25 protein-coding genes are annotated in these 25,599 nt (G+C 64.9%); 10 read left to right on the top strand and 15 right to left on the bottom strand.

Annotation, left to right across the window (positions count from 1 at the left end; translation table 11 throughout):
* Positions 1 to 45: 45 nt before the first annotated feature.
* Positions 46 to 1,611 carry a 4-hydroxyphenylacetate 3-hydroxylase N-terminal domain-containing protein gene (locus AKL02_RS08300; protein ID WP_083075372.1) on the bottom strand — a complete coding sequence of 522 codons (1,566 nt, stop codon included), beginning with the start codon at positions 1,609 to 1,611 and terminating at the stop codon, positions 46 to 48.
* A gap of 160 nt (positions 1,612 to 1,771) precedes the next feature.
* Here AKL02_RS08300 and AKL02_RS08295 point away from each other — a divergent pair, with 160 nt between their 5' ends.
* The 4 genes from AKL02_RS08295 to AKL02_RS08280 all read left to right on the top strand — a co-directional run bounded on the left by AKL02_RS08295 (position 1,772) and on the right by AKL02_RS08280 (position 5,427).
* Positions 1,772 to 2,518, top strand: coding sequence for an IclR family transcriptional regulator (locus AKL02_RS08295; RefSeq protein WP_083075370.1), 747 nt, complete (start codon positions 1,772 to 1,774; stop codon positions 2,516 to 2,518).
* Positions 2,519 to 2,647: 129 nt separating this feature from the next.
* Entirely contained in the window at positions 2,648 to 3,517 is an 870-nt protein-coding gene (locus AKL02_RS08290) for a dioxygenase family protein (protein ID WP_083075368.1), read from the top strand.
* A gap of 88 nt (positions 3,518 to 3,605) precedes the next feature.
* Complete coding sequence (locus AKL02_RS08285) at positions 3,606 to 4,787, top strand: muconate/chloromuconate family cycloisomerase (RefSeq protein ID WP_083075366.1); 1,182 nt, start codon at positions 3,606 to 3,608, stop codon at positions 4,785 to 4,787.
* Between the two features lie 4 nt (positions 4,788 to 4,791).
* Complete coding sequence (locus AKL02_RS08280; protein WP_083075364.1) at positions 4,792 to 5,427, top strand: glutathione S-transferase family protein; 636 nt, start codon at positions 4,792 to 4,794, stop codon at positions 5,425 to 5,427.
* A 27-nt stretch (positions 5,428 to 5,454) separates the two neighbouring features.
* Here the strand turns inward: AKL02_RS08280 and AKL02_RS08275 are convergent, their stop codons facing one another.
* From AKL02_RS08275 to AKL02_RS08250, 6 genes are all read right to left on the bottom strand, one after another.
* The gene (locus AKL02_RS08275; RefSeq protein ID WP_078519240.1) at positions 5,455 to 6,342 is read right to left on the bottom strand and encodes a LysR family transcriptional regulator; all 888 of its coding nucleotides are present in this window, start codon (positions 6,340 to 6,342) and stop codon (positions 5,455 to 5,457) included.
* A 115-nt stretch (positions 6,343 to 6,457) separates the two neighbouring features.
* Complete coding sequence (locus tag AKL02_RS08270) at positions 6,458 to 7,327, bottom strand: transporter (protein WP_083075362.1); 870 nt, start codon at positions 7,325 to 7,327, stop codon at positions 6,458 to 6,460.
* Positions 7,328 to 7,443: 116 nt separating this feature from the next.
* Positions 7,444 to 8,520: a 4-hydroxy-2-oxovalerate aldolase gene (dmpG, locus tag AKL02_RS08265; RefSeq protein WP_083075360.1), complete on the bottom strand. Its 1,077-nt coding sequence runs from the start codon at positions 8,518 to 8,520 to the stop codon at positions 7,444 to 7,446.
* Positions 8,517 to 9,434 (bottom strand): acetaldehyde dehydrogenase (acetylating), encoded by a 918-nt coding sequence (locus tag AKL02_RS08260; RefSeq protein WP_083075358.1) that lies wholly within the window; start codon positions 9,432 to 9,434, stop codon positions 8,517 to 8,519. The genes dmpG and AKL02_RS08260 overlap by 4 nt, the downstream gene beginning before the upstream one ends.
* Before the next feature lie 22 nt (positions 9,435 to 9,456).
* Positions 9,457 to 10,263: a 2-oxo-3-hexenedioate decarboxylase gene (dmpH, locus tag AKL02_RS08255; protein WP_083075356.1), complete on the bottom strand. Its 807-nt coding sequence runs from the start codon at positions 10,261 to 10,263 to the stop codon at positions 9,457 to 9,459.
* The gene (locus AKL02_RS08250; RefSeq protein ID WP_269780198.1) at positions 10,260 to 11,060 is read right to left on the bottom strand and encodes a fumarylacetoacetate hydrolase family protein; all 801 of its coding nucleotides are present in this window, start codon (positions 11,058 to 11,060) and stop codon (positions 10,260 to 10,262) included. Before AKL02_RS08250 ends, dmpH begins: the two co-directional genes overlap by 4 nt.
* A 249-nt stretch (positions 11,061 to 11,309) precedes the next feature.
* Here AKL02_RS08250 and AKL02_RS08245 point away from each other — a divergent pair, with 249 nt between their 5' ends.
* The 5 genes from AKL02_RS08245 to pcaD all read left to right on the top strand — a co-directional run bounded on the left by AKL02_RS08245 (position 11,310) and on the right by pcaD (position 16,523).
* On the top strand, positions 11,310 to 12,776 hold the full coding sequence (locus AKL02_RS08245) for a 2-hydroxymuconic semialdehyde dehydrogenase (protein ID WP_083075354.1): 1,467 nt from the start codon (positions 11,310 to 11,312) through the stop codon (positions 12,774 to 12,776).
* Positions 12,777 to 12,972: 196 nt separating this feature from the next.
* Positions 12,973 to 13,860: a LysR family transcriptional regulator gene (locus AKL02_RS08240; RefSeq protein ID WP_083075352.1), complete on the top strand. Its 888-nt coding sequence runs from the start codon at positions 12,973 to 12,975 to the stop codon at positions 13,858 to 13,860.
* 234 nt (positions 13,861 to 14,094) lie between these two features.
* A complete protein-coding gene (locus tag AKL02_RS08235) occupies positions 14,095 to 14,352 on the top strand; it encodes a 2-hydroxymuconate tautomerase (protein WP_083075350.1) in 258 nt (85 codons plus the stop codon).
* Positions 14,353 to 14,387: 35 nt separating this feature from the next.
* On the top strand, positions 14,388 to 15,401 hold the full coding sequence (locus AKL02_RS08230) for a VOC family protein (RefSeq protein WP_083075348.1): 1,014 nt from the start codon (positions 14,388 to 14,390) through the stop codon (positions 15,399 to 15,401).
* Positions 15,402 to 15,740: 339 nt separating this feature from the next.
* Positions 15,741 to 16,523, top strand: coding sequence for a 3-oxoadipate enol-lactonase (pcaD, locus tag AKL02_RS08225; RefSeq protein ID WP_083075346.1), 783 nt, complete (start codon positions 15,741 to 15,743; stop codon positions 16,521 to 16,523).
* Between the two features lie 179 nt (positions 16,524 to 16,702).
* Here pcaD and pcaF read toward each other — a convergent pair whose 3' ends face one another.
* From pcaF to AKL02_RS08210, 3 genes are read right to left on the bottom strand one after another with little or no spacing between them, the layout of a single operon-like run.
* Complete coding sequence (pcaF, locus tag AKL02_RS08220; RefSeq protein ID WP_083075344.1) at positions 16,703 to 17,908, bottom strand: 3-oxoadipyl-CoA thiolase; 1,206 nt, start codon at positions 17,906 to 17,908, stop codon at positions 16,703 to 16,705.
* Complete coding sequence (locus tag AKL02_RS08215; protein WP_083075342.1) at positions 17,901 to 18,584, bottom strand: CoA transferase subunit B; 684 nt, start codon at positions 18,582 to 18,584, stop codon at positions 17,901 to 17,903. Before AKL02_RS08215 ends, pcaF begins: the two co-directional genes overlap by 8 nt.
* Complete coding sequence (locus AKL02_RS08210; RefSeq protein WP_083075340.1) at positions 18,581 to 19,303, bottom strand: 3-oxoacid CoA-transferase subunit A; 723 nt, start codon at positions 19,301 to 19,303, stop codon at positions 18,581 to 18,583. The genes AKL02_RS08215 and AKL02_RS08210 overlap by 4 nt, the downstream gene beginning before the upstream one ends.
* Positions 19,304 to 19,407: 104 nt before the next feature.
* Between AKL02_RS08210 and AKL02_RS08205 the strand changes: the two genes are divergently transcribed.
* On the top strand, positions 19,408 to 20,169 hold the full coding sequence (locus tag AKL02_RS08205; protein WP_083075338.1) for an IclR family transcriptional regulator domain-containing protein: 762 nt from the start codon (positions 19,408 to 19,410) through the stop codon (positions 20,167 to 20,169).
* A 3-nt stretch (positions 20,170 to 20,172) separates the two neighbouring features.
* Here AKL02_RS08205 and AKL02_RS08200 read toward each other — a convergent pair whose 3' ends face one another.
* From AKL02_RS08200 to AKL02_RS08180, 5 genes are all read right to left on the bottom strand, one after another.
* A complete protein-coding gene (locus AKL02_RS08200; RefSeq protein ID WP_078539379.1) occupies positions 20,173 to 20,934 on the bottom strand; it encodes a DeoR/GlpR family DNA-binding transcription regulator in 762 nt (253 codons plus the stop codon).
* A gap of 97 nt (positions 20,935 to 21,031) precedes the next feature.
* Positions 21,032 to 21,679: a DUF3047 domain-containing protein gene (locus tag AKL02_RS08195; RefSeq protein ID WP_083075336.1), complete on the bottom strand. Its 648-nt coding sequence runs from the start codon at positions 21,677 to 21,679 to the stop codon at positions 21,032 to 21,034.
* 91 nt (positions 21,680 to 21,770) lie between these two features.
* The gene (locus AKL02_RS08190) at positions 21,771 to 22,025 is read right to left on the bottom strand and encodes a hypothetical protein (RefSeq protein WP_078519256.1); all 255 of its coding nucleotides are present in this window, start codon (positions 22,023 to 22,025) and stop codon (positions 21,771 to 21,773) included.
* Between the two features lie 114 nt (positions 22,026 to 22,139).
* Positions 22,140 to 24,713 (bottom strand): HWE histidine kinase domain-containing protein, encoded by a 2,574-nt coding sequence (locus tag AKL02_RS08185; protein ID WP_083075334.1) that lies wholly within the window; start codon positions 24,711 to 24,713, stop codon positions 22,140 to 22,142.
* Entirely contained in the window at positions 24,710 to 25,387 is a 678-nt protein-coding gene (locus AKL02_RS08180; RefSeq protein WP_083075332.1) for a heme oxygenase-like domain-containing protein, read from the bottom strand. Before AKL02_RS08180 ends, AKL02_RS08185 begins: the two co-directional genes overlap by 4 nt.
* Positions 25,388 to 25,599: the final 212 nt, after the last annotated feature.

The following is a 25,599-nucleotide window of genomic DNA, read 5'->3' as shown; positions in this document are numbered from 1 at the left end:
CCGGGGTCGTGGGCCGCGCGAGAATCCCGCGCAGCCCCTTCAGTCTCAGGCCTGGAACCCGCCCTTGAGGCGGTTCACGTCCCAGGGGTTCACGAGATCCTTCGACACCCAGCCGTCGAGGTCGTATTCGCTCATGAAATTGTCGACGAGGCCGCGCATCATATCCAACTCGCCCGTGGCCTGAGCGGTGAACATGGTCTCCATGCGGATCGCTTCGTAATTGCCCGCATAGTTGCTTTCATACAGCTCGTGACGGCCGCCGAATTCCGAGCCGATCGCGTCCCAGAGCAGTTTCAGCAGCTTCACCCGGTCCACCGCGACCATCCCGTTCGAGCCGCGCACGAAGCGGTCGAGATAGGGGCGCACGTCGTCGGACTGGAAATCGAGCGTCGAGGACGGCAGGTAGATCAGGCCAGAGGCCACATGGCGCTCGATAAGCTCCTTGATCCGGCTGTAGGCCATCGGTGCGAAGACGCGGTAAGCCATCGCCGACGAGGATTTCGGCGCGAGATAGCCATCGGTTCCGACCCATTGATCGGGGTTCATCACCATCGCATCGCTGAGGCCCCAGAACAGGTTGCGCCAGCCGATCACTTCGCCCACCGCGGTTTGCGGACCACGGAAGCCACCGGCGCCCGTCGCGTCGAGCGCCTTCGAGAACAGCCCCGCGATGAAGTCGAGCTTCACCGCAAGACGGGTGCAGCCATGCAGCGTGAAGCGCGGCGCGAAGCCCGAGGCCGGGACGAAGCCGTTGAGCTTCTCGATATCGCCATAGATGAACAGGTTCTCCCAGGGCACCAGCACCTTGTCGAAGACGAGGATGGCGTCGTTCTCGTCGAGGCGCGAGGAGAGCGGATAGTCGAAGGGCGTGCCCATCACCGCCGCGTTCAATTCGTAGGAAGCGCGCGAAATCAGCTTCACGCCGGGGCTGTCCATCGGCGCGGTGAAGGTCAGCGCGAATTTCTTGTCCTTCACCGGGACACCGTAATAGCCGATGAAGTTGTAATGGGTCAGCGCCGAGCCGGTCGCGACGACCTTGGCGCCGGACACGATCACGCCCGCATCGGTTTCCCGCTCGACCTGCATGAACACATCGCCGGTCTCCTCAGGCGGCAGATGGCGGTCGACGGGCGGATTGACGATGGCGTGGTTCCAGTAGTCGAGCCGCTCCTGGGTGCGGGCATACCACATCTTCGCGTTCTGCTCGTATTCCCCGTAATAGCTGGAATTGGCGCCGAGCGTGCCGAGGAAGGCCGCCTTGTAGTCCGGCGCACGGCCCATCCAGCCATTGGCGACGCGCTGCGTCTCGGCGATGGCGTCGCGACCTGCGATCAGGTCTTCCTTGGTCTTCGCGCCTTTGAAGAACGGGTGCGTCCAACCGCCCGAGCCGGTGTCGGTGGGACGCCCGATCGTGTCCTTCTCGGCATGCAGCTTGTCATACCAGCGCGCCACCATGCGCGACGAGTTGCGAAATGCCGGGTGCTTGGTGACATCCTTGACGCGCTCGCCATGAACATAGACCTCGCGGGCATCCTGCAAGCTGTCGAGATATTCCGCACCGGTATAGGGGGTCGTGACGCCGCTTTGGGCGTCTTTCACTTGGTCTTTCATATTTCCTCCTCCAGCAGGTCGGGATGAGCGAAAGACATGGCCGACCTGTCTGATTGGAGCGTGCCGGAGCGAAGCCCATACCGAAAGGTATCGACAAATACCGCGACTTTTTCCGGCATTACCGGAATATTGAATTTGGAAATCGACCCGGGAGACCCAAATGAAGACATTACGCAAGGTCGGAGAGCTGTTGCGCCAGTTCACCGCGACGAAACCGGAGCATTCGGTCACGGATCTGTCACGCGCGATCGGCAATTCCGTGAGCGGCACGCATGACCTCGTGAACGGTCTGGCGCGAATCGGATTGCTGCGAAAGGTCGAGCGCGGGCGCTATCGGCTGGGCCCGCTGGTCGCGACGCTGAACCGCGCGCTGGAGGATAGTTCCGCCCTGACGGAGGCCGCGCGGCCCGTGCTGGCGGCGCTCTGGCGCGACTATGGCGAGACGCTGCACCTGACCTTGCACGATCACGGGCGGCTTCTGGTGCTCGACGCACTGGAGGGCACGCAGGCGCTGCGGGTCTCGCGCGAGGCGCTGGGGTCGTGGATCGCGCTGCATGACAGCCCGCCGGGGATGCTGCATCTGGCGCAGTTCTCCCCAGCCCAGCTTGATGAATATCTCGACCGCCACACGCGGCCCGGCTCGCGGCTGGAGGATCGCACACGCCTGCGCGCGGAGCTGGACGCGCTCGCACGCGACGGGTTCAACGCGGGCGCGCCGAAGGACGAGGCGGATGTGATCTGCGTCTCGGCGCTGATCCGCGACCATATCGCCCAGCCCGTCGCGGTGCTGGTCATCTCGGTCCCCCGCTCGCGTCACGAGGCCCAGCCGCGCGCCTTCCGCAATATCGCCCTGGGCGCCGCGCGGACGATTTCCGAACGCCTAGGGTATGAACTTCGCCCAAACTGAACCTTTGAGGTATTACAGGATACCGCGCACCCGTCTGGCCCAAGCCGCGTGCGCCATGCAAATCTCTCCTTATCGAATTGAAGGTGCTGCCCGGAGGAGGGCCGCCCACCGCATCCGAGGAGGAGACTTATGCGCAACGTAACCGTGGATAATGTGACCGATGTGGTCATCGACTCGCTGGGCCAGCACGCCACGCTCGAGCCGCGCCAGCGCGAGATCATGGAAAGCCTGATCAAGCATCTGCACGGGTTTTGCAAAGACGTGAACCTGACCCATGACGAATTTCTCTATGCCTGCGACTATCTCGGCCGCGCCGGTGCGCTGTGCTCGGACAAGCGTCAGGAATTCATCCTTCTGGGCGACATTCTCGGCGTGGAAGTGCTCGTCGACATGCTCTCGAACCCGATCTCGGGCGACGAGACCGTCTCGACCGTGCTCGGCCCGTTCTTCCGCGAGAACGCTCCGGTGATGCCGAAAGGCGCCTCGACCATTCAGAAGAACTTCGAGGGTCAGGAAACCGTCTATGTCGAGGGCTATATCCGCGACAACAAGGGCAACCCGATCCCCGGCGCGATCATCGACGTCTGGGAAGACGCGCCGAACGGTCTGTACGAGAACCACGACCCCGATCAGCCCGAATACAACCTGCGTGGCCGCTTCGAGAGCGACGAGAACGGGCATTACGCCTTCGTCGCGATCCGCCCCGTGCCCTACCCGATCCCCGGCGACGAGACCGCGGGCGAGCTGATCCGCTACATGGGCCACCACTGCATGCGTCCGGGCCATATCCACATGATGGTCACGCGCGAGGGCTACCGCCCGCTGATCTCGCAGATCTACGACGCCGATAGCGACTATCTCGACAGCGACTCGGTGTTTGCCGTGAAAGAGGACCTGATCGGCAAGTTCGAGAAGGCGCCCGAAGGTTCGGACACCGATCTGGTTCTGCGCTTCGACTTCACGCTGGGCAATCAGGCTCAGGCGATGGCCGCGGAATGATCCGAGTGGCGTAAAGAGTTCCCGGCGCCGCACGCGTGGCGCCGGATTTACCTTGAAGACCAATGACATATTTCGAAGGACAGAGCCGATGACTACGCCCGGCGTTGCGAAACTCGCAGATCATTTTCAGGGCGCGGACGCCCATGCGGGTCGCCAGATCGCGAAGATCGAGACGATGATCGTCGATTGCCCGACGACCCGGCGTCACAAGCTGTCCAACACGGAAATCAACTTCCAGTCCTATGTGATCGTGCGTGCCGAGCTGGCCGACGGATCGGTCGGCTGGGGCGAGGCATCGACGCTGGGCGGCCCTCGCTGGGCCGAGGAAAGCGTCGAGGCGATGAAGGCCAATATCGACACGTATCTGGCCCCGGCGCTGGCGGGCGCGAATGCGCTCGATTTCGAGCTGAATGCCGCCAAGATGGCCAAGGCCGCAAGCCGCAACAACGCCGCGCGCGCCGCGGTGGATGCCGCGCTTTACGACGCCGCCGGGCACTCGCTCGATCTGCCGGTCGCGGTCCTGATGGGGGGCGCGATGCGTGACAAGATCGAGGTGATCTGGGCGCTGGCCTCCGGCGATGCCGATCAGGAAATCGAGGAAGCCAACCGCAAGTTCGACGCGCGCGAGCATCGCCGCTTCAAGATCAAGCTGGGCTTCAACACGCCCGATCAGGACATGATCCGCCTGCGCAAGATCGTCTCGGCGCTGGAGGGCAAAGCCACCGAGATCATCGTCGACGTCAATCAGGGCTGGACCGAGGCGGTCGCGATCCGCTATCTGCCGCAGCTGGCCGAGATGGGCGTGTCGCTGATCGAACAGCCGCTGCGCCCCGGTCTGATTGCGGCCACCGCACGCGTGGCCGCCCGCGCCGCGATCCCGATCATGGTCGACGAGGCCGCCTTCACCGGCCCCGATATTATCGCCAACGGCATCGCTGCAGCCGGTTCCGTCTATTCGCTGAAACTGGTGAAATCGGGCGGGCTGAATGAAATCAAGCGCGCCGCCGGGATCGCGCAGGCCTGCGGGATGGAGCTGTATGGCGGCTGCCTGATCGAGAGCGGCATCGGCGCCGCGGCGCATCTGGCGGTGTTCTCCACCCTGCCCCGGCTCGAATGGGGCTGCGAGCATTTCGGCCCGAAGATCCTGAAGACGGACCTCACCGGCGGCGAGATCCGCTTCGCCGATTTCCACGTCCATTGCCCGACCGGCTCCGGCCTCGGGATCACGGTGAACGAGGACGTGCTGGCCTCCGTCGCGCGCAAGGGCTGAACCGATGCCGATCCTGCACTGGTCCCCGCGCTCGCCCTACGTCCGCAAAGCGATGGTTGCGCTGCATGAGAAAGATCTCGCCGATAAGGTCGAGACCGTGCGCACCCATGCCGATCCGATGATCCCGCATGAGGGGCTGATGGCGATCAACCCGTTATCGAAGATCCCGACGCTGGAGCTGGAAGATGGCCGCGTGCTGTTCGACAGCCACGTCATCTGCGAATGGGCCGATCTGGAAAGCGCGGACGGCCCGCAGCTTTTCCCCGCCGACCCCGCCGCGCGGCTCGAGGCCGAGCGCGACGAGGCGCTGGGAACGGGGCTTCTGGATGTCGCGCTGCCGTGGCTTGTCGAGCTGAAGATGCGGCCCGAGGAACAGCGGTCCGAGCAGATGCTCGCCGTCTACCGCACCAAGATGAACCGGGTTGCGCATTGGCTGGAAGGTCATGCCGCGCGCCTGACCGAGCGGCCCTTCGATATCGGTCATCTGAGCATCGGGGTCGCGCTGTGCTACCTCGATTTCCGCTTCGACGGTGAGGGCTGGCGCGAGGGCCGTCCGGATTTGGCCAATTGGCACGCAGGCTTTGCCGAACGCCCCTCAGTGCAGGCCACGACCTTCCGCGACGACCCGCGCCCGACTTAACGTATCACTTGAACTTCGCACCTTAACCTACTGTTTGCGCGCGAATTTCCGTGTCACCTCCAGAAAGTGCATTACCTGCGGCGCGCGATTGTCGAGCCGCGCATGCACGGTCAGCCCGGTCCCCGGATTATAGCCCTTGTAGGGCCGGAAGATCACGCCGGGGCGCTGCGTGCGCGACACCGATTGCGGCACCACGGCGATCCCCACGCCCACGGAAACAAGGCTGATCGCAGATTGAAAATCCTGCGCCAGATCGACCGCTTTCGGCTTGAACCCTTCCCGCGCGCAGATATCGAGCACGACATCGGCATAGCTGGGCCGGGGCTTGCGCGGATAGAGCACGAAGGTCTTATCGGCGAGGTCTGCGAAATGGATTTCGGCGCGGGTGCCGAGGTCGGAATTGTCGGGCAGCGCGAGGATCAACGGCTCGGTGCAGAGCGGCTCGCGCCGGAACTCCTCGTCATCGAGGATTGGGCGCGCCACCGCGATGTCGATCTCGCGACTGACCAGCGCGGTGTGCAGCTCGGCATTGTTCATCGCCGAGAGCTGCAGCTCGACCTCCGGGTAGAAGGATCGGTAGGATTTGATCAGCGTCGGCAGCACCCCATGCGAGGCCGATCCGACAAAGGCGATCCGCAGCCGCCCGCCTGCGCCGGAACCCACCATCTTCGTCTCGCGATAGGCCGCATCCAACCGTTCAAGCAATTGCCGCGCGTGATCCTGCAGCACCTCGCCCGCCTGTGTCAGCCGGATCTGGCTGCGCGAGCGGTCGAAGAGCTGCACCTCCAGCTCGGCCTCCAGCGCCGCGATCTGGCGCGACAGCGGCGGCTGCGCGATATCGAGCCGGTTCGCCGCGCGTCCGAAATGCAATTCCTCGGCCACCGCGAGGAAATATTTGAGCCGCTTAAAGTCCATTCCCACGCCTCCTCCCGTTGATACCATATAGGTCATAACGGAACCCTCCTCACTATCGCAAAAGGTATTGGATAATGCCGGGCACGAATGAGGGCTCGCGCCCGGCCGGGGAGGATCAGAAGACCTTCAGGAAACGCAGCTCCGCGACCACGTCGTTGCGGAACCCGCCATCGCTGTTCACGTCCTTCGCCAGCATCCCCTGCACCTGGACGGTCGGGGTGACGAAGGTATTGGCATATAGGCGGAGCTGATCGCGCTCGGTGCGCTGGCCGGTATCGGTGCCGCCCACCTTGATCTTGCCGCCACGCTGCGAGGACAGGCCGAAGGACACGGAGGTCTTCTGGCCGAATTGCTTGCGCAGATATGCCTGGACCTGCGTGGCGGGGCTGCGCTCGATCTTCTGGCCGCTCTCCGTGTGATCCATCGTGAAGGCCACATCGGCCATCGCGTCGAAATAGAGCCCCTGCCCGAGCCCCTGAATGAACCCGATCTGCGGCGTCAGCGTCCACGTCCCAGAGCCCGCGCTGACCTTCGTCGCGTCATACTGGCCCGTGGGCGCGGTCACGAAGGCGGTCACGCCCAGCGTTGTCCCGGTCTCTGGGTTCGACGGCTGCACCGGCCAGACCGAGAAGCCCAGCGTCAGATCGCCCACGCCCGATTTGGTCGGCATATCCCCACCGCCAATGCGCGCGGTGTCGAAATTCACGATCGGCAGCACCGCCTGATAGAGCGCGGGCATCCCGAAGGCTTCGGAATAATGCAGCCCGCGCAGGACCATCACGTTCACCTTGGCCTTGCTGTCGGGCACCTTCGTCCCGCCGAGCTCGAACGTATCGGCGCTTTGGTGCTGCAGATAGAGCAGCCCGATAGTCGTGCCGGACGGCAGGATGTTGTAATCCCCCGGGGCCACGTCGATGGCATGGGCCGGCAATGCGGCAAGCGACATCAGCGCGCTCAAAGCGAGCGCGGCGCGTTTCAGTTTCATGGATTTCCTCCCTTCGCGTTTCTCTCGTCCGGTCGCTCCGGGCGTCAGGGCTCCTCTTCCCCTACCCGGTCCGGCTTTCCGCGCACCGTTGGGACCGACGCGCGGAAAGGGTCTCGTCAGGCGCTCTCCTTCAGCAGGCCGCGTTCGCGGGCCATGGTCATCGCCGTGTCCTGGATCATGTCTTCCTGACCGCCGATCATCTTCTTGCGGCCGAGTTCCACGAGGATGTCGCGCGCCGGGATGCCGAAGCGCTCGCCTGCGCGTTTCGCGGGCAGCAGGAAAGTCGAATAGACCCCGGCAAAGCCCAGCGTCAGCGCCTCGCGGTCGGCGCGCACGACGTGATCCATGAACGGGACTACGACATCCTCGGCCAGATCCATCAGCGCGAAGGTATCCGAGCCCGTCTCGATCTCCATCCGGTCGCAGACAGCGGCCAGCACCTCGATCGGCGCATTGCCCGCGCCTGCGCCGAGGCCCGCCAGCGAGGCGTCGATCCGGGTTGCGCCCGCGCCAATGGCGGCGATGGAATTCGCGATGCCGAGGCCGAGATTGTGGTGACCGTGGAAGCCGATCTCGGTTTCCGGTTTCAGCGCATCGCGCATCATCGAGATCGCATGGGTGACCTCATGGGTCAGCATCGCGCCCGCCGAGTCCGTGACATAGACAGTGTTGGCGCCATAGCTCTCCATCAGGAGCGCCTGTTCGGTCAGCCCCTCGGCCGAGTTCAGGTGCGACATCATCAAAAAGCCCGACGCATCCATCCCGAGCTTGCGCGCGAAGGCGATATGCTGCGGTGAGGTGTCGGCCTCGGTGCAATGGGTCGCGACATGGACCGAGCGCGCGCCGCAGGTGTAAGCCTCTTCGAGCTCCTTCATCGTGCCCAGACCGGGGATCAGCAGGACCGAGATCGTGGCCTGCTTCACCACCTCGGCCACCGCCGAGATATATTCCGCGTTCGACGCCAACGCGCGGCCATGCTGGATCGAGTTGCCACCCAGACCCGCGCCATGGGTGATCTGCATGTAAGGTACGCCCGCCGCGTCCAGACCCTTGGCGATCTTGACCATCATCTCGACCGGGATCTGCTCGCGCTTGGCATGCATCCCGTCGCGCAGGGACATGTCGTGCAGCTTGACCTTGCGGCCCTCGAGGCCGGATTTCACTTTCTGTTGGATCACGCTTTCTCGAGTCATTGTGCCGGCTCCAGTTTCTTGAGTTCCATCGACCCGTCGAGGATCCGTTCAGCGAACATCTCGGCGGTGCGCGCCGCCGCCGCCGTCATGATGTCGAGATTGCCCGCATAGGTCGGCAGGTAGTCGCCAAGCCCTGCGACCTCCATGAAGACCGCGACGCGATTGCCGTCGAAATCGGGGCCGTTCACCAGCTTGTAGCCGGGGACGTATTTCTGGACCTGCGCGATCATCTCCTTGACGGATTTGGTGATCGCCTCCCTGTCCGGCTCGCCATCGACTTCGCAATAGATCGTGTTGCGCATGATCATCGGCGGGTCGGCGGGGTTGATGATGGCGAGTGCCTTGCCCTTCTTCGCACCGCCCACCTTCTCGATCGCGTTCGAGGTGGTGAAGGTGAATTCATCAAGGTTCGCCCGCGTGCCCGGCCCGATGGATTTCGAGCTGAGCGAGGCGATGATCTCGGCATATTCGACGCTCTGCACCGCGCCCACGGCGGAAACGATCGGGATCGTCGCCTGACCCGCGCAGGAGATCATGTTGACGTTCATCGGCGTCGCTTTCGCCAGATCGCCAAGGTTCACCGGCGGCACGCATAAGGGGCCGATCGCGGCGGGCGTCAGGTCGACCATGAACACGCCCAACTCGTTGAGCTTGCGCGAGTTCTCGGCATGGACATAGGCCGAGGTGGCATCGAACGCGATCTGGATACCGTCTGCCTCGACATGGGGCAGCAGCCCGTCGACACCCTCATGGGTGACTTTCAGCCCCTTGTCCTTGGCGCGCTTGAGGCCGTCGGAAGCGGGGTCGATGCCGACCATCCAGACCGGCTCCAGCACCTCCGAGCGCAGCAGCTTGAACATCAGATCGGTGCCGATATTGCCCGACCCGATCAGGGCACATTTGATCTTGTTCATCTTGAACCTCCTTGGCTCGGGATCACTCGGTGAAGGTCACCGTGATCGAGCCCATCTCGTAAAATCTCGCGGTGATGGAATCGCCGGGTTTGACGGCCACGGCGGCGGTGATCGCGCCGGCCATCACGAAGCTGCCCTCAGGTAGAACCTCACCCATGTCATCGAGAACGCCGACCAGCATCGCGATCGCCTCGGCGGGGTGGCCCAGCACCTCGGCGCCCGCGCCGATCTCGGCGATCTCGCCGTTATGCTCCAACACGACGCCCACGGTCCGCAGATCGAGCGCGTCAGGGCGGATCATCCTCCCGCCCGGCACATAGCGGGCCGAGCTGGAATTATCGGCCAGCACCGATTCCAGATCGAACTTGAACCCGGTGAAGCGCGAGTCGATCACCTCCAGCGCGGGCTGGACATAATCGGTGGCAGCCAGCACCTCGTCGCGCGTGACCTTGCCCGACAGCTCCTTGTTGGTGACAAAAGCGATCTCGGCCTCGACGCGCGGGTGGATCATGTCACTGACGGTGATCTTCGAGTTCGCCGGACGCTCCATCGCGTCGGTCAGGAAGCCCACGCCGGGGGTCGAGACCCCCATCTGCGCCATTTTCGGCTTCGAGGTCAGGCCTGCTTTCCAACCGATTACCCGCTCGCCTTTCTTCTCCAGATTGCGGCGCAGCGCGGTCTGAACGCGATAGGCGTCGGCGATGGTCAGATCGGGGTAATCCTCGGTCAGCTTGCGGATCGGCACCGCGTAGCGCTGCGCGGTCTCGACGCGCTCGGCCATGCGGATAATCGCTTCCTCATCGACGGTCTTCGGTTGATCGAGGCTCATACCATCGCCCTCCCGGCAAAACGCATCTCGCACGCGCCGATGCCCGCGATCTCGCAAGTGAAATGATCGCCATCCGTGACAGCCAGCAGCGGCGCCTGCGCGCCCGACAGGATGATCTCCCCGGCTTTCAGCGGGATCCCCAGACGCCCGAGCGTATTGGCGAGCCACGCGACCGCCATCACCGGCGAGCCCTGCACCGCAGCCCCGGCCCCTGTCGCGACCACTTCGCCGTTCTTCTCGATCACCATGCCTGCGAGGCTCAGGTCCAGATCGCGCGGATCGGCCTTGGCCTCGCCCAGCACGAACACGCCGCAGGACGCGTTATCGGCCACAGTGTCCTGAATCTTGATCTTCCAATCCTCGAAACGCGTATCTACGATCTCGAAACAGGGCGTCACGTAATCGGTGGCGCGGATCACGTCGGTCACGGTCACGCCCGGCCCGATCAGGTCTTCCTTCAGGCGGAAGGCCAGCTCGCCCTCCAAACGCGGCTGCATCAGTTTCGACAGGTCGATCGTCGCGCCATCCTCGAACAGCATCCGCTTCGTCACCTGCCCGAAATCGGGCTGGTAGACGCCGAGCGCGTCCTGAATGGCACGGCTCGTCAGGCCGATCTTCTTGCCGACGACCGCGTCGCCCGCCTCCAGACGCCGCTTCAGCATCCGCAACTGGATGCGATAGGCGTCCTCGATGTCGCTCTCGGGTTCGAGCGCGCTGATTTTCTGGGTCGGTCGGCCCGAGCGCAGCGCGTCATACAGCGCATCGCCCAAGCTCTCGATCTTGGTGCTGTCCAGCATATGTCCTCCGTCGCGGCCCTCATCTGCGTCGGTCACGTGAAACCGATACGGGCTGCCTCCGGATCAAGGCTAAGACGGCGGCGCGATACGCTCCAATACTTTGACGGACCGGGCTTGATACGGGTTTTGCATCGCACCCCGATGCGGCATCATGCAAAAACGGTATCGCGTGCGGGATACAAAAGCATTGGAGCGTATCGGCCGGGTTGCCTAGCTTGTCGCCCAAAAGGTGGCTCACGGGAGGACGATATGACCACGCATAAGCTCTTCATCGACGGCGAATACCGCGCCGCGCAATCGGGCAAGACCTTCGACAAGATTTCCCCGTCCACCGGCGAGAAGATCGCCGATGTGCATGAGGCGCTGACCGAGGATGTGAACGACGCGGTGGAGGCGGCACAGGCGGCACTGAAAGGCCCCTGGGGCAAGATGCCGAAGGCGCAACGCTGCGACCTGCTGATGAAGCTCGCCGACGCGATCGATGCGCGCAAGGCCGATTTCATGGAAGCGGAAGTGCAAGATACCGGCCACACGCGCGGCTTTGCCGAAAAGGTCGAAATCCCGCGCGGCGCGGCGAATTTCCGGATCTTCGCGGAGATGCTGAAGAACACGGGCGGCGAGTATTTCCATATGGATACGCCCGACGGCACGGGCGCGGCCAATCTCGAACTGCACCGTCCGAAAGGCGTGATCGGGGTGATCTCGCCCTGGAACGCGCCCTTCCTGCTGATGACGTGGAAAGTCGGCCCGGCGCTGGCCTGCGGCAACACCGTCGTCGTGAAGCCCTCCGAGGAAAGCCCCGCCACCGCGACCCTGCTGGGCGAGGTGATGAACGAGGTGGGCATCCCGAAGGGCGTCTATAACGTGATCCACGGTTTCGGGCCGGACAGCGCGGGCGAATTGCTGACCCAGCATCCGGGCGTCGACGGCATCACATTCACCGGCGAGACCCGCACCGGCGAGGCGATCATGAAACAGGCCGCGGTGGGTCTGCGCGATGTGTCATTTGAACTCGGCGGCAAGAACCCCGCCATCGTCTTTGCCGATGCGGATATGGACAAGGCGATCGAGGTCACGATGCGCTCGTGCTTTGCCAATACCGGGCAGGTCTGTCTGGGCACCGAGCGGATTTACGTCGAACGGCCCGTGTTTGACGAGTTCGTCAGCCGCCTGAAAGCAGGGGCGGAAGCTCTGATCCAAGGCGGCCCGGATACCGACGGCGCGACCATCGGCCCGCTGATCTCGGCCGAGCATCGCGAAAAGGTGCTGAGCTATTACAAGAAGGCCGCCGATCTGGGGGCGCAGATCATCACCGGCGGCGGCGTTCCCGACTTCCCCGAAGGCGACTATCGCAACGGGGGCTTCTTCGTCGAGCCCACGATCTGGACCGGCCTGCCCGAGGACAGCCCCATCGTGCGCGAGGAGATCTTCGGCCCCTGCTGCCACATCCAGCCCTTCGACAGCGAAGACGAGGTGATCGCGATGGCCAACGATACCAATTACGGACTGTCGGCCACGATCCTCACCGAAAATCTCAGCCGCGCCCATCGCGTCGGCGGGCAGATGGAGGCGGGTCTCGTCTGGGTCAATTCGTGGTTCCTGCGCGACCTGCGCACGGCCTTCGGAGGCTCGAAATCCTCCGGGATCGGACGAGAAGGCGGGGTGCATTCGCTCGAATTCTACACCGAGCGGACGAACCTCTGCCTCAAGCTGTGAGGGTGAGCCTCGCGCGCCGGCCCGTCCCCACGGGCTGGCGCCTTGCCATCCGCGCGCGTGGCTCGAGCGATGGGCGAAGCCGCACGGATAAAGCGCACCCGCTGATATGTCGGGATGCGCCACCCCACGGGCCGCCGCGCGCCCTGCTTGCCCCCTTCGCGATTGTGCCTCACTCTGAGCGCCCGGGAGAACACCCATGAACCTGCGCCAGCTTCGCTATTTCATCGCCGTGGCCGAGGAACTGCATTTCGGCCGCGCGGCCGCGCGGCTTCATGTCTCCCAGCCGCCGATCACCCGCCAGATTCAGGCGCTGGAGGAACAGCTCGGCGCGCAGCTTTTCAACCGCACGCCGCGCGGGGTGGAGCTGACGCAGGCGGGCGCGCTGTTTCTCGATGAGGCGCGCAACATCGCGGCGCTGCTCGATCAGGCGGCGGACCGGGTGCACCGGGCGTCCGAGGGCGGGCTCGGCCGGATCGACATCGCGATTTTCGGCACCGCGATCCTCAGCTTCATCCCGCGGATCATCCTCGAGTTCAAACGCCGCTACCCGGATGTGAAAGTGGTGATGCACGCGCTCGACAAGCTGGCGCAGATCGAGGGGCTGCAGAACCGCTCGATCGATCTGGGCTTCAACCGGATGCTGACGCCGGTGCCGGGGCTGGCGATCGAGGAGCTGGCCTCGGAGCCGCTCTATATCGTCGTGCCCGATCCGGGGCTTTTCGCGGATCGCGAGAGCGTCGCGCTGTCGGAACTGGCGCGCGAGCCGATGATGCTGTTTCCCGCCAGCCGCGCGCAGGGGTTCGTCGAAAAGGTCACGGGGCTCTGCCACGAGGCGGGGTTCGCGCCCAATGTCGCGCAGGTCGTGGGCGACGGCTTCACCGCGATGGCGCTGGTGGCGGCGGGGTTCGGCGTCTCGGTCGTTCCGCAATCGATCACATCGGTCATCATGGAGGGCGTGAAGTGCCTGCCGATCAGTGATGTGAGCGAGACCGCGCGGGTCGATATCTCCTGCATCTCCCGAGAGGGTGACACGTCCCCGATCGTCGCGAACTTCCTCGAAGTCGCACGCAGCTTAAGTCAATAAATTCCGCCACTTGAGAAACGTTCTTCATGCGACAGACCGGACGCAACCCGGGTGCTGAATCATGCCCTATTTAGGGGTTCCCCACATTCAGCGCGATGCGCCTTCGGTATCGAAACCCGGACTAAATGGTATTTGATCGTATCGCCTTTTCTGCCCCAATCTCGGTCCACGGACACGCCGAGGAGGCCCCGACACGCGGGGAATGAGGGCGCGTCCCGAGACAGAGGAGCAGTCATGCCGGTAATCCAGATCAACCTTATGGAAGGCCGCACCGAGGCGCAGAAAGAAGCGCTGATGCGCGAGGTCACGCGCGCGGCGGTCGACACGCTGGGCGTCAAGCCGCAGGCCGTTCGGATCATGCTCAACGAGCTGCGCTCGGGCCATTACGCGGTCGCGGGCGAGCCGAAATATGTCGAAGCGAGCGAGCAACCCGCCGCCGCCTCGAACGGCACAGCCCCGACCAACGGCCACGAGAAGGCCCCCGCAAACTGACCGCATTCACCTTATCGAGCTTTAGGGAGGACACCATGAGCTTTCAGGAACAGATCCACGATGTCGCGCAGCTTGCCTGCATCGAACTTTTCACCCCCAAATTCGAGGAAAGCTTCTGGTTCTTCCACGATGTTCTGGGCATGACCCCCACCGAGGATGACGGCAAATCCTGCTACCTGCGCGGCTACGAGGACCGCTATCACCACTCGCTGAAGCTGACGCGCTCGGACAAGGCCGGGATCGGCATGGTCGGTTGGCGCGCCTCCTCGCCGCAGGCACTGGAGCGCCGCGTGGCCGTGCTCGAGGCCTCTGACAATCCGGGGAAATGGGTCGAGGGCCACAAGGGCTACGGTCGCGCCTATGAATTCACCACGCCGGACGGCCACAAGCAGCACCTGTTCTGGGAGGTCGAGTATTACGAGGCCCCGGCAGAGCTGAAATCGAAGCTGCTCTCGCGCGCCCAGAAGCGCCCGCTGCGCGGGGTACCGGTACGTCGTCTGGACCATGTCAATCTGCTCTGCTCGGACGTGACCAAGAATGGCAAGTTCCTGCAGGACAATCTCGGCTTCCTGAAGCGTGAGAACGTGGTCTTCGGCGGCTCGGACGAGCTGGCGGCGTGGTTCTCGGTCAGCCCTCTGGTGCACGAGGTCGCCTTCACCAAGGATCAGGCTGGCCCCGGCAACCGTCTGCACCATGTCGCCTTCTGGTATGGCAATCAGGGCCAGATGCTCGACCTTGCCGATATCTTGCAGGAATACGACGTGACGGTCGAGGCGGGCCCGGCGAAGCACGGCGTCTCGCAGGCCTATTTCATGTATGTCTACGAGCCCGGCGGCAACCGCATCGAGCTGTTCGGCGATACCGGCTACCTGATCTTCGACCCGGACTGGAAGACGCTGACCTGGGACGAGAGCAACTTCTTCAACGGCGGCGGTGTCTGGTTCGGCGGCGAGCTTCCGCAGGACTTCTTCGTCTATGGCACGCCCATCGTCGAGGCCGCGATGGCCGAGGCGGAAACCAAGGACACCGTGGCCGAGCCGGCCGAGTAATACCTCTCCGCGATTTCGGAGACTGGCCATCCCCTCGGGGGTGGCCTTTTTGGTTTTTGGTGCGGAAAGGGCCGCGCCCGACCTCGGGTGGGCGCTGTACGCGCTCTGTGGCTTGGCGCTTTATCTCGCAAGCCCGTAGACCGGTTATACCCGCGACGCCTTCGCCAATGCGCCCTCCCGGGGGGAGGTCGGGCGCGGCCCGGGGCTGGTCGCCCCGCGCCAGTAGATCCCGGCGCCACCTCCGCATCAGGTATCACCCGGGTAATCCCCGATACCTCCGCGGTATGTTTTCCTTCCCCCGTCCCGCGCGCTACAACCTCCCGCAAAGAGGAGGCTTTCATGCACGCACTGACCCATGACGGGGTGACGCTCCACATTCTCGACGAAGGCCCGCGCGACGGGCGCGTGGTGATGTTCGGCAATTCGCTCGGCAGCGATCTGCGGCTCTGGGAGGCGCTGATCCCGCATCTGCCCGAGGGACTGCGGCTGATCCGCTTCGACAAGCGCGGGCATGGGCTGAGCGATTGCCCGCCCGGCCCCTACAGCATCGAGGACCTCTCGGGCGATGCCGCCGTGATCTGCGATGCGCTCGGGCTTCGGGATGTGACCTTTATCGGCCTCTCGATCGGCGGGCTGATCGGGCAGAACCTCTCCGCGCGCCGCCCCGATCTTCTGCGTGCGCTGGTGCTGATGGACACCGCCGCCAAGATCGGCACGCCCGAGATGTGGAACGAGCGGATCGCCAATGTGCGCCGCGACGGCATCGCAAGCATCTCCGATGCGATCCTCGCACGTTGGTTCGCGCCCGGTTTCGCCGAGGCCCACCCGGCGGAGTTCACGCTTTGCCGCAACATGCTCGAACGCGGGCCCGACGAGGGCTATGCGGGCTGCTGCGCGGCGATTGCCGGGGCCGATCAGACCGAGGCGACACGGGCGCTGAAACTTCCGGTGATGGCGATGACGGGTGCGGATGACGCCTCGACCCCGCCCGATCTGGTGCGCGGCACGGCGGAGCTGTGCGGCGCCGAGTTCCACGAGATCGCGAATGCGGGCCACCTGCCCTGTTACGAGCAGCCCGAGGCTGTCGCGGCGCTGCTGAAGGATTTCTTGGACAGGACCTGAGCTAACACCCCGCCCGGTGCGCGCCGAAGGCGCAGGGCGCACGACGGCCCGTCCCGACGGGCTGGCGCGATTGGGGCCGCGTGCCCAGCGGGAAGCTCAGAGGAATGTGGCGGGCATAAACCGCCACAGCGGAGAACGGGCGCGCGCCACCCCACGGGCCGCCGCGCGCCCTGCTTTCGCTACACCGCCTCCAGCGCCACGGCGATGCCTTGACCCACGCCGATGCACATCGTGGCAAGCGCCCGGCTGCCCTTGCGGCGCACCAGCTCCAGCGCCGCCGTGCCGGTGATCCGCGCGCCCGACATGCCCAGCGGATGGCCAAGCGCAATCGCGCCGCCATTGGGGTTCACGCGCGCATCGTCATCGGCAATACCGAGATCGCGCAGCGTGGCCAGACCTTGGCTCGCAAAGGCCTCGTTCAGCTCGATCACGTCGAAGGCGTCCTGCGTCAGCCCCAGCCGCGCCATCAGCTTCTTGCTGGCAGGCGCGGGCCCGAAGCCCATGATCCGGGGCGGCACGCCAGCTGCGGCCCCGCCGGAGATCTTCACCAGCGGCGTCAGCCCGTGTTTGCGCACAGCGTCCTCGGAGGCGATGATCAGCGCCGCTGCGCCATCGTTCACGCCCGACGCGTTGCCCGCCGTGACCGTGCCGTCAAGCCGCACGATGGGCCGCAGTTTGGTCAGCGCTTCCAGCGTGGTGCCGGGGCGCGGGTGTTCGTCAGTGTCGACCACAACCGGCTCGCCCTTGCGCTGCGGGATCGTGACCGGGGTGATTTCCTCGGCCAGACGGCCTTCTTCCATCGCCTTGGCCGCAGCCTCCTGCGAGCGGAGCGCGAAGGCGTCCTGATCTTCACGGCTCACGCCGAAATCGTCGGCCACGTTCTCCGCCGTCTCGGGCATCGAGTCGACGCCATGGGTCTCTTTCATCAGCTTGTTCACGAAGCGCCAGCCGATGGTCGTGTCATAGACCGCATTGGCGCGGCTATAGGCGGCCTCGGCCTTGGGCATCACGAAGGGCGCACGCGACATGCTCTCGACGCCGCCCGCGATCATCAGATCGGCCTCGCCCGCCTTGATCGCGCGGGCGGCGGTGAGGATGGCATCCATCCCAGAGCCACACAGCCGGTTGATCGTGGTCCCCGGCACATTCACCGGCAGACCCGCGAGCAGCGCCGACATGCGGGCCACGTTTCGGTTGTCCTCGCCCGCCTGATTGGCGCAGCCAAAGATCACATCCTCGACCGCCTCCCAATCGACGCCCGTATTGCGCGCCATCAGGGCTTTCAGCGGGATCGCCCCCAGATCGTCGGCCCGGACAGGCGCCAGCGCGCCGCCGAAACGGCCGATCGGGGTTCGGATATAGTCGCAGATATAAGCGTCACGCATCGGCCAACTCCTCGGGACAGATCAGGTCACCCACTTCGCCCTCGATATGGAGGGTCGCGCCGGTGACGGATTGCAGTTCCTCCATCGAGATCGCGGGGAGCTTTTCGCGCAGGACGAAGCGGCCATCCACCACGTCCACCACGGCGAGCGACGTATAGACGCGGGTCACGCAGCCCACACCGGTCAGCGGGAAGGTGCAGCTCTCAACCAGCTTCGGCTGGCCCTTCTTGGTGACGTGATCGGTGATGACAGCCACGCGTTTCGCGCCATGCACGAGGTCCATTGCCCCGCCCACGGCCGGCACGCCTTTCGGCCCGGTCGACCAGTTCGCCAGATCGCCCGTTTCAGCCACCTGATAGGCGCCGAGGATCGCCACGTCGAGATGCCCGCCGCGCACCATCGCGAAGCTGTCGGCATGGTGGAAGAAGGCGGTGCCGGGTTTCAGCGTGATCGCCTTTTTCCCGGCATTGATCAGGTCCCAGTCCTCCTGACCGGGCTCGGGTGCGCGGCCGAAGCCCAGCACGCCGTTTTCCGTGTGAAAGATCGCCTCGCGGCCTTCGGGCTGGAAGCGCGCGACCATTTCGGGAAAGCCGATCCCGAGGTTCACATAGGCGCCATCCTCGATGTCCTGCGCGGCGCGCCAGGCGATCTGTGCATTGCTCAGTTTCTGGGTCATGGGTGATGGGCTCCGGCGCGGTTCAACTCTTCTTCCTGGGCGGGGTTGGCGACCTCGACGATCGCGTCCACGAAGATGCCCGGGGTGACGATGACTTCCGGGTCGATCTCGCCCGGCTCCACCGCCTTGGTCACCTGCACGACAACCTTTTCTGCCGCCGTCGCCATCAGCGGCGAGAAGTTGCGCGCGGCCATCCGGTAGGTGAGATTGCCAAGCGCGTCGCCCTGCTCGGCCTTGATCAGCGCATGATCGGCCTTGAGCCAGCGCTCCATCACGTAGTCGCGGCCATCGAACTGCTGCACCGGCTTGCCCTCGGCCAGATCGGTGCCAACGGAAGTCGGCGTGAAGAAACCCGGAATGCCCGCGCCGCCTGCGCGGATACGTTCGGCCAGCGTGCCTTGGGGCACCAGTTCCAGCTCGATCTCGCCCGCCAGATAGCGTTCCGTAAAGACCGTCGGATCGGCCGAGCGCGGGAAGGAGCAGATCATCTTCTTGACCATGCCCTGCTCGATCATCGCGGCGATGCCGACATGGCCGTTGCCTGCGTTGTTGTTGATCACGGTCAGCCCCTTGGGCGAGCCGGTTTCGAGAAAGCGGTCGATCAGGGCGTGGATCAGTTCGATCGGGGCCCCCGAGCCGCCAAAGCCGCCGATCATCACCGCGGCACCGTCTTGAATATCGGCCACGGCCTCGGTCAGCGAGGAAAGTCTCTTGTCCATTTGCGGTCCTCCTGAGGCCTCGGATTTAGACCTGCGTGGGACGGCTTTCCACGGATTTCGTGCGCATCTTGACATTTGTTCGCATCGCGAGAAAATCTGTTCGCATGTTGAACAAACCGACCGATTTTATCGCCTCCTTCGCGAAGGGCCTGCGCGTCATCGAATGTTTCGGAGCGGAGACGCCGCGGCTCTCGATTGCCGAAGTGGCGCAGGCCACGGGCTTTGACCGGGCCACGGCGCGGCGCTGCCTGCTGACGCTGAACGCGGAGGGCTACGCGGAATACGACGGCAAGTTCTTCACGTTGACGCCGAAGGTCTTGCGGCTCGGGATGGGGGCGCTGGCCTCGCTGCCGCTGCCGCAGATCGTGCAGCCGTGGCTCGACCAACTGACGGATCGGATCGGGCAAAGCTGCTCGGTTTCGATCCTCGATGGGACCGAGATCGTCTATCTCGCGCGGGCGGCGCAGAGGCGGGTGATGTCGATCGGGTTGATGCCGGGGTCGCGGCTGCCCGCGCATTGCACTTCGATGGGACGGGTGCTGCTGGCCGCCCTGCCCCCGGAGGACGCCCGCGCCGCCGTGGAGGCCTCGGACCTGACGCCGCGCACGGCCTATAGCCTGACCGATCCGGGCGAGATCCTCGCGCGCATAGATCAGGTGCGCCGCGAGGGTTACGCAGTGATCGATCAGGAGGTGGAGATCGGGCTGCGCTCCATCGCGGTGCCGCTTTACGACATGCATGGGCGGGTCGTGGCCGCGCTCAATACCGGGATGGCCGCGAGCGCCGATCCGGCAGAGAGCCTGATCGAGACCTATCTGCCGGAGCTCACGCGGGTGCAGACGGGGCTGCGGCGGGTGCTGCGCTAAGGCTCACCCCGCCACGGTGATCTCGGTATCCCATTGCGCGCAAAGCGCCATGAGCGCGTCCGGCAAGGGCTTGTCGATGAAAACCCGGTCGATATCGGAGAGCGAGGCGAGCCGCACCGGGGCGGAGCGTTCCAGCTTCGACGCGTCGGTCACCAGAAAGCTCTGCCGCGCCTGCCGCAAGATCCGGCGGCTCACGCGCACTTCGGCCAGATCGTAATCGAGCATGTCGCCGTCCGCATCGAGCGCGGAGGTCCCGATCACCGCGAAATCGGCTTTGAACTCGCCCATGAAATCCGCCGTGAGGTCGCCCACCAGCCCGCCATCCGAGCGGCGCAGGTTGCCGCCCGCCACAAGGATATCGCAGCTCTCATTGGCCAGCAGGATATTGGCGACGTTGATGTTATTCGTGACCACGGTGATGTTGCGATGATGCAGAAGCTCGCGCGCCACCGCCTCGGTCGTGGTGCCCAGCGTCAGCACGATAGAGCTGTTATCGGGGATCGCCTGCGCACAGGCCCGCCCGATCGCCGCTTTCGCCGCCTCGTTCATCCGGCGGCGCTCTTCATAGGCGAAATTCACCACGCCGGTGCGGATCACCGCCCCGCCATGCACGCGTTCCAGATGGCCCGCTTCGGAGAGCTCCGTCAGATCGCGCCGGATCGTCTGGACCGAGACATTGAAGCGTTCGGCCAAGGCCTCGACCACGACGCGGCCCTCGTCGCGCGCGATTTCGAGAATTTCGGACTGTCGGAAATTGAGCGCCATCCTGCCCCCCCTTTTGGGCCTTGCTGCCACAGGTTACCGACAAAGTCATGTCTTGGCAGTGTTTTTGTGTGAAATCACCGGGGACGGTGTGGCGCGGTCAGTTCAGGCTCAGCCCCTCGATCCGGGCGCGGATCGCGCTGTCGGTGTCGTCGCTGTCGCCAGACAACGCCAACCCCACAAGCTGCGTCGGCTGCGCTCCAAAAGCGCGTTGGTAGTCGCGCGCCAGATCGACGCTCTCGGAATGCGTGCCGGTGCCCGCCGGGCGCAGCACCACGGTCTTGCCGCGCGCGCCGAGATAGGGCGAGGGCAGCACCGCCCCGCGCCCATGCTTGCCGCCCCAGACATACATCAGCACGCGCGCCTCCTTCACCGCGAGAAGCTTGCGGATGCTGGCCCCTTCATTGGCGCGGGCGACGGCCTCCGGCATGAAGACGAAATAGAGCGAGAGGTCTCGATCATCCCCGCCCTTGCGGTCGAGCGGCGTCGGCGGGACGCTCTGGCTAACCGACCATTGCCACGCCGCATTGCGCGTGCCCCAATCGGACTGCGGCAACGCCCGCCAGATCAGCGAGACCGAGCCGTCCGAGCGCATCGCGACGCCATCGCGCGATTGCTGCCAGTCGTTGGAGGAGAACAGCGAAAACCGCTGCTCAGTCCAGCCGCCGAAGATCGAGGCCGGGGCGAGGCTCGGCATCAGCGCAGCGCAAAGGCTTGATACGAGAAAGGCGATCGACAGGCGGCGCATGGCACTCTCCTCTTGCTTGGGTGACAGGGCTACGCAAAGGACCGCCGCGCCGGATCACTCGGCCCGGGTCGCGCGCATACACCCACGACCGTCACTGAAGGCTGTCGAGGCGCAGCACCGCTTTCAGATCCTCCATCGTGGCGCGGACGATGTCGGCATTCTCGCTCAGCCCATCGCAGATCCCGAGTGCCGCCTGATCCTCGCAAAATCGCGGCAGGAGACGGGCGCTGGAGGCGCAGACACTGGCGACATTCCCGAGCGTGTGCAGCGCCGCGCGGAGTTTCGCGATTTCGTCTTCGGTGAAATCGGCCCGGCTGCCGCCGACCGTGTTGGCACTCACATTCATGGCGACCCCCGTTTGCCCAGTCCCGCAGGGTCAGAATTATCACGGAAACTTACATGTCAGATACGTCAAATCGTTATCGGAACGTGAGATATGATCGAAGTTCTGTGCGTAGGGTCACGCAATTGCGTTTTGCAAAGCCTCTCTGAGCGAGTCGGAGGAGAAGGGTTTCTGGACGACCGTGCAGGGCGGGTAGATCGCCAGCAGGTCAGGCGCGGACCCGTAGCCCGTGGCCAGCACGAAGGGCACGCCCATCTTGTGCAAACGTTCAGCGACCGGCACGGATTGCTCGTCCCCGAGATTGACGTCGAGCACGGCGAAATCGGGTCGTGTGGCCTCCAGCCATGTCAGCGCGCCTTCCACCGAGGAGGTGATCTTGACGTCGCGCGCGCCCAGATCCTCCAGCACACCGGCGGCGTCCATCGCGATGATGAGCGTGTCCTCCAGCACCAGCCCCTGCCCCGACAGGCGGAATGCGGCGCCGGTCTGCGCGGCGGGCGACGCCGCAACGTCGCCCTCCGTGCCGGGCTGATCGATCAGCTCCGCGATCGTGGTCGGCGGGATGCGGAATTGCGCCTCCACCCCGGTCATCTTGTAAGAAATCTCGGCATCGCCGCGCAGCTCGTGCGGGATCGAGTTCTCGATGATGATCGACCCGAAGCCGCGCCGTTTCGGCGGGGTGACGGGCGGACCGCCACGCTCTTTCCAGTCGATCAGCAGCCCCCCGCTGTGATCGGTGGAGAGCGCGATCTCGACGCGCCCGCCGCTATCGCACAGCCCTCCATATTTGATCGAATTCGTCGCCATCTCGTGCAGCACGAGCGCCAGCGTCGTATAGGCTTTCGGCGAGATCAGCGCATCGGGGCCGGTAATGATGACGCGCTCGGCCTTGCGGTCGGCATAGGCGGCGAATTCGCATGAGATCAGCCCGTGCAGCGAGGCGGGCTCCCAATGCTCGGCGGTAAGCTGGTCGTGCGCCCGCGCCAGCGCCTGAATGCGCCCGTCGAGATTGTCGGTGAACTCTTCGAGCGAGCGCGCCGAGCTGCGCGACTGCGCCAGCAGCCCGCGCATCAGGTTGAGGATATTGCGCACCCGGTGGTTCAGCTCCGAGATCAGCAGTTCCTGATGCTCCTGCGCGCGCTTGCGCTCGGCCGAGGTCGCGTCGGTGATCTTGAGGAAGATCTCCAGCAGCACCGTGCGCAGAAGCTCCGCTGCGTGGCATTGCTGGTTCGTCCAGGGGGCCGAGCGCCCGGTGACCGTCTCGCGCCAGACCTCGAAGCTCTTGCGTGGGGTGAGCCGCACGCCGTTCGGGCCAAGCTGCGCGGGTTTCGTGGGATCGCCCGCCCATTCGACCGTATCCGCGATCTGACGGCGGAACAGCACGAGATAGTCGCGCGGCCGTTTCGAGATCGGAATGGCGAGCAGCCCCGCCGCGCGTTCCGGGAAGTCGCGGGCCGGTTCGTGAGCGCGACCCAGCTGATCGGTCGCGAAGGTCGAAGACCCGATCGACCGGTCCAGCATGCGCGCGATCCCCGCGAATTCCTCCTTGGTCGGCGTCGTCCCGGTCGCGCTGAATTCCTCGTTCTCATAAAGAACCAAACCATCATGCGGGATCACCAGACGGATCTCGTCGGAGACGGCCATCAGGCTTTCCGACAGCGCCTTGCCATCGGCCATATGCCCCATCAGGGTGCGCTGCAGGCTGGCCGTATCGGATTGCGCCTGCTTGCGCTCCCCATCCTCGAACTTGCTGAGTTCATAGGAAAACATATGGGCGTACATCTCAATCGCGGTGCGCAATTCGTAATCGATATAGCGTGGGTGGTTATGGTGGCAGGCGAACAGCCCCCACAGCTCGCCATCGCGCATGATCGAGACCGACATCGAGGCGCCGACGCCCATGTTGCGCAGGTATTCGATATGGATCGGCGAGACCGCCCGCGTCACCGCCAGAGACATATCGAGCGGCTGCCCGTTCAGATCGACCCCGGGCAGCACCGGCGCACCGGGATCGTCCACATCCGCGATCAACCGCAGCAGCGCGCGTTTATACAGGGCGCGCGCCTGCACCGGGATATCGCTGGCGGGGAAGCGCAGCCCGTCATAGAGGCGCTGCTGGTCCTTTCGGGTCTCGGCGATGACCTTGCCCGACTGATCGGGCTGGAACTGGTAGATCATCACGCTGTCGAAGCCCGAGAGCGCCTGCAGCCCCATCGCCGCATCACGCGCAAGCCGCTCCAGCCCCCGGTCGCGGCGCAGGCGCGCGATCTGCGGGTAGACATCGGTCATAACATCGCGCCCGCGCGTCTCCAGCTTCGGTTCGAATTCGACGATCAGATACGGCCCCGAGGCATGCAGCGAGACGTCGAAACTCTTCCCGTTCGCTTTCAGCACCACACCGAACAGCCGCACCGCCGTCTCGCCGCCCTCCGCCGTGCGCAGGCTCGCGCGGATCCGGTCGAACCCGTCGGAAACGATAAGATCGGCAAGTGGACGGCCAAGCGCCTCCTCGTGGGACATGCCGAGGATCTCCTCGAGATTGGTCGAGGCGTGCTGCACGATCCAGTCGCTCGAGAGCGCCAGAAGCGCGCCGTAGCTCTGGACCCGGCCCAGTTGGTGGATCGGCTCGCGGTCGCAATCGGTCAGATCGACGGGGCGCTGGCTGGGGGCGGGGCTGGTATCGGACGTCACGTCGGCTCCTTGGGCGTCAAATCGGTGTCTGTCGCGATCCTGCCGGGCCGCGGATGGTCAGTGGAATTGGAGGCAAGCGCTGGTGCGAGAGCGTCGGACGTTGTGCCCGCCCCCTGCGCCTGCACGGCCTGCGCGAAAAGATGGAAACCCCGCGTCGCATCGGCGACGATACGGGCTGCGCGCGGGTCTGCGGGGCTCAGCGCGTCGAGCGTCGCGCAATGCCGTTTCCACAGCGCCCCAGCGGCGGGGGCCTGAAAATAAAGCGGCTTGGCCTCGGCCGGGGTCTCGGCGAAGACCTTGCGGTCGATCACCTGCGTCCCGAGCCGCGAGCCCAGCACCAGATAGTCGATCGCCAGCGGGTCGAGCCGCCCCTGCCCTGCGTCCGGGGCGGGCACCGGGTGCACAGGACGGCCCAGCCGCGCCAGATCCCGGTCGAGCCGGTCGAGCAAATCGCTCAGCAAATCCGCGCAGATCGCGCCGGGGGCCGCATGGCGCGCCAACACGCCAACCCCTGCGGCCTGCGCTGCGAGGAACCAAGCCAGCTTCTGCGCCGGGGCCGCGAAGAACCGGGAGAATTGCGCCTCCCCCGCCTCATGCGCGGCGGCGGTCTCCTGTCTCAGAATTTGTCGGAAGGACACCGCATGCGAAGGCGCGGGCCTGTGAATCTTGGTCATTACAAACCCGTCTGCGGCGTGTCGTAGAAGCTGGAATATCTTCAACGCCGGAGCTCGGCAAAGGTTTCTTTGCGGGAACCAGAATTGCAGCTGCGCGGTTCGCGCGCGCGAGAAATCACAGCGCGCAGGGCCACGCGGGCCGCTCACCGATGCGCCCCCTGCGCCCTTCTGGCCGCCCCTACAGGCCACGCTTTCGACCATTAACCTCAAAT

The sequence above is a fragment of the Thioclava electrotropha genome (assembly GCF_002085925.2).
GTDB lineage: Bacteria > Pseudomonadota > Alphaproteobacteria > Rhodobacterales > Rhodobacteraceae > Thioclava > Thioclava electrotropha.
The sequence above is the reverse complement of the archived record's forward strand: the minus strand, read 5'-3'. Positions and strand labels throughout refer to the sequence as shown.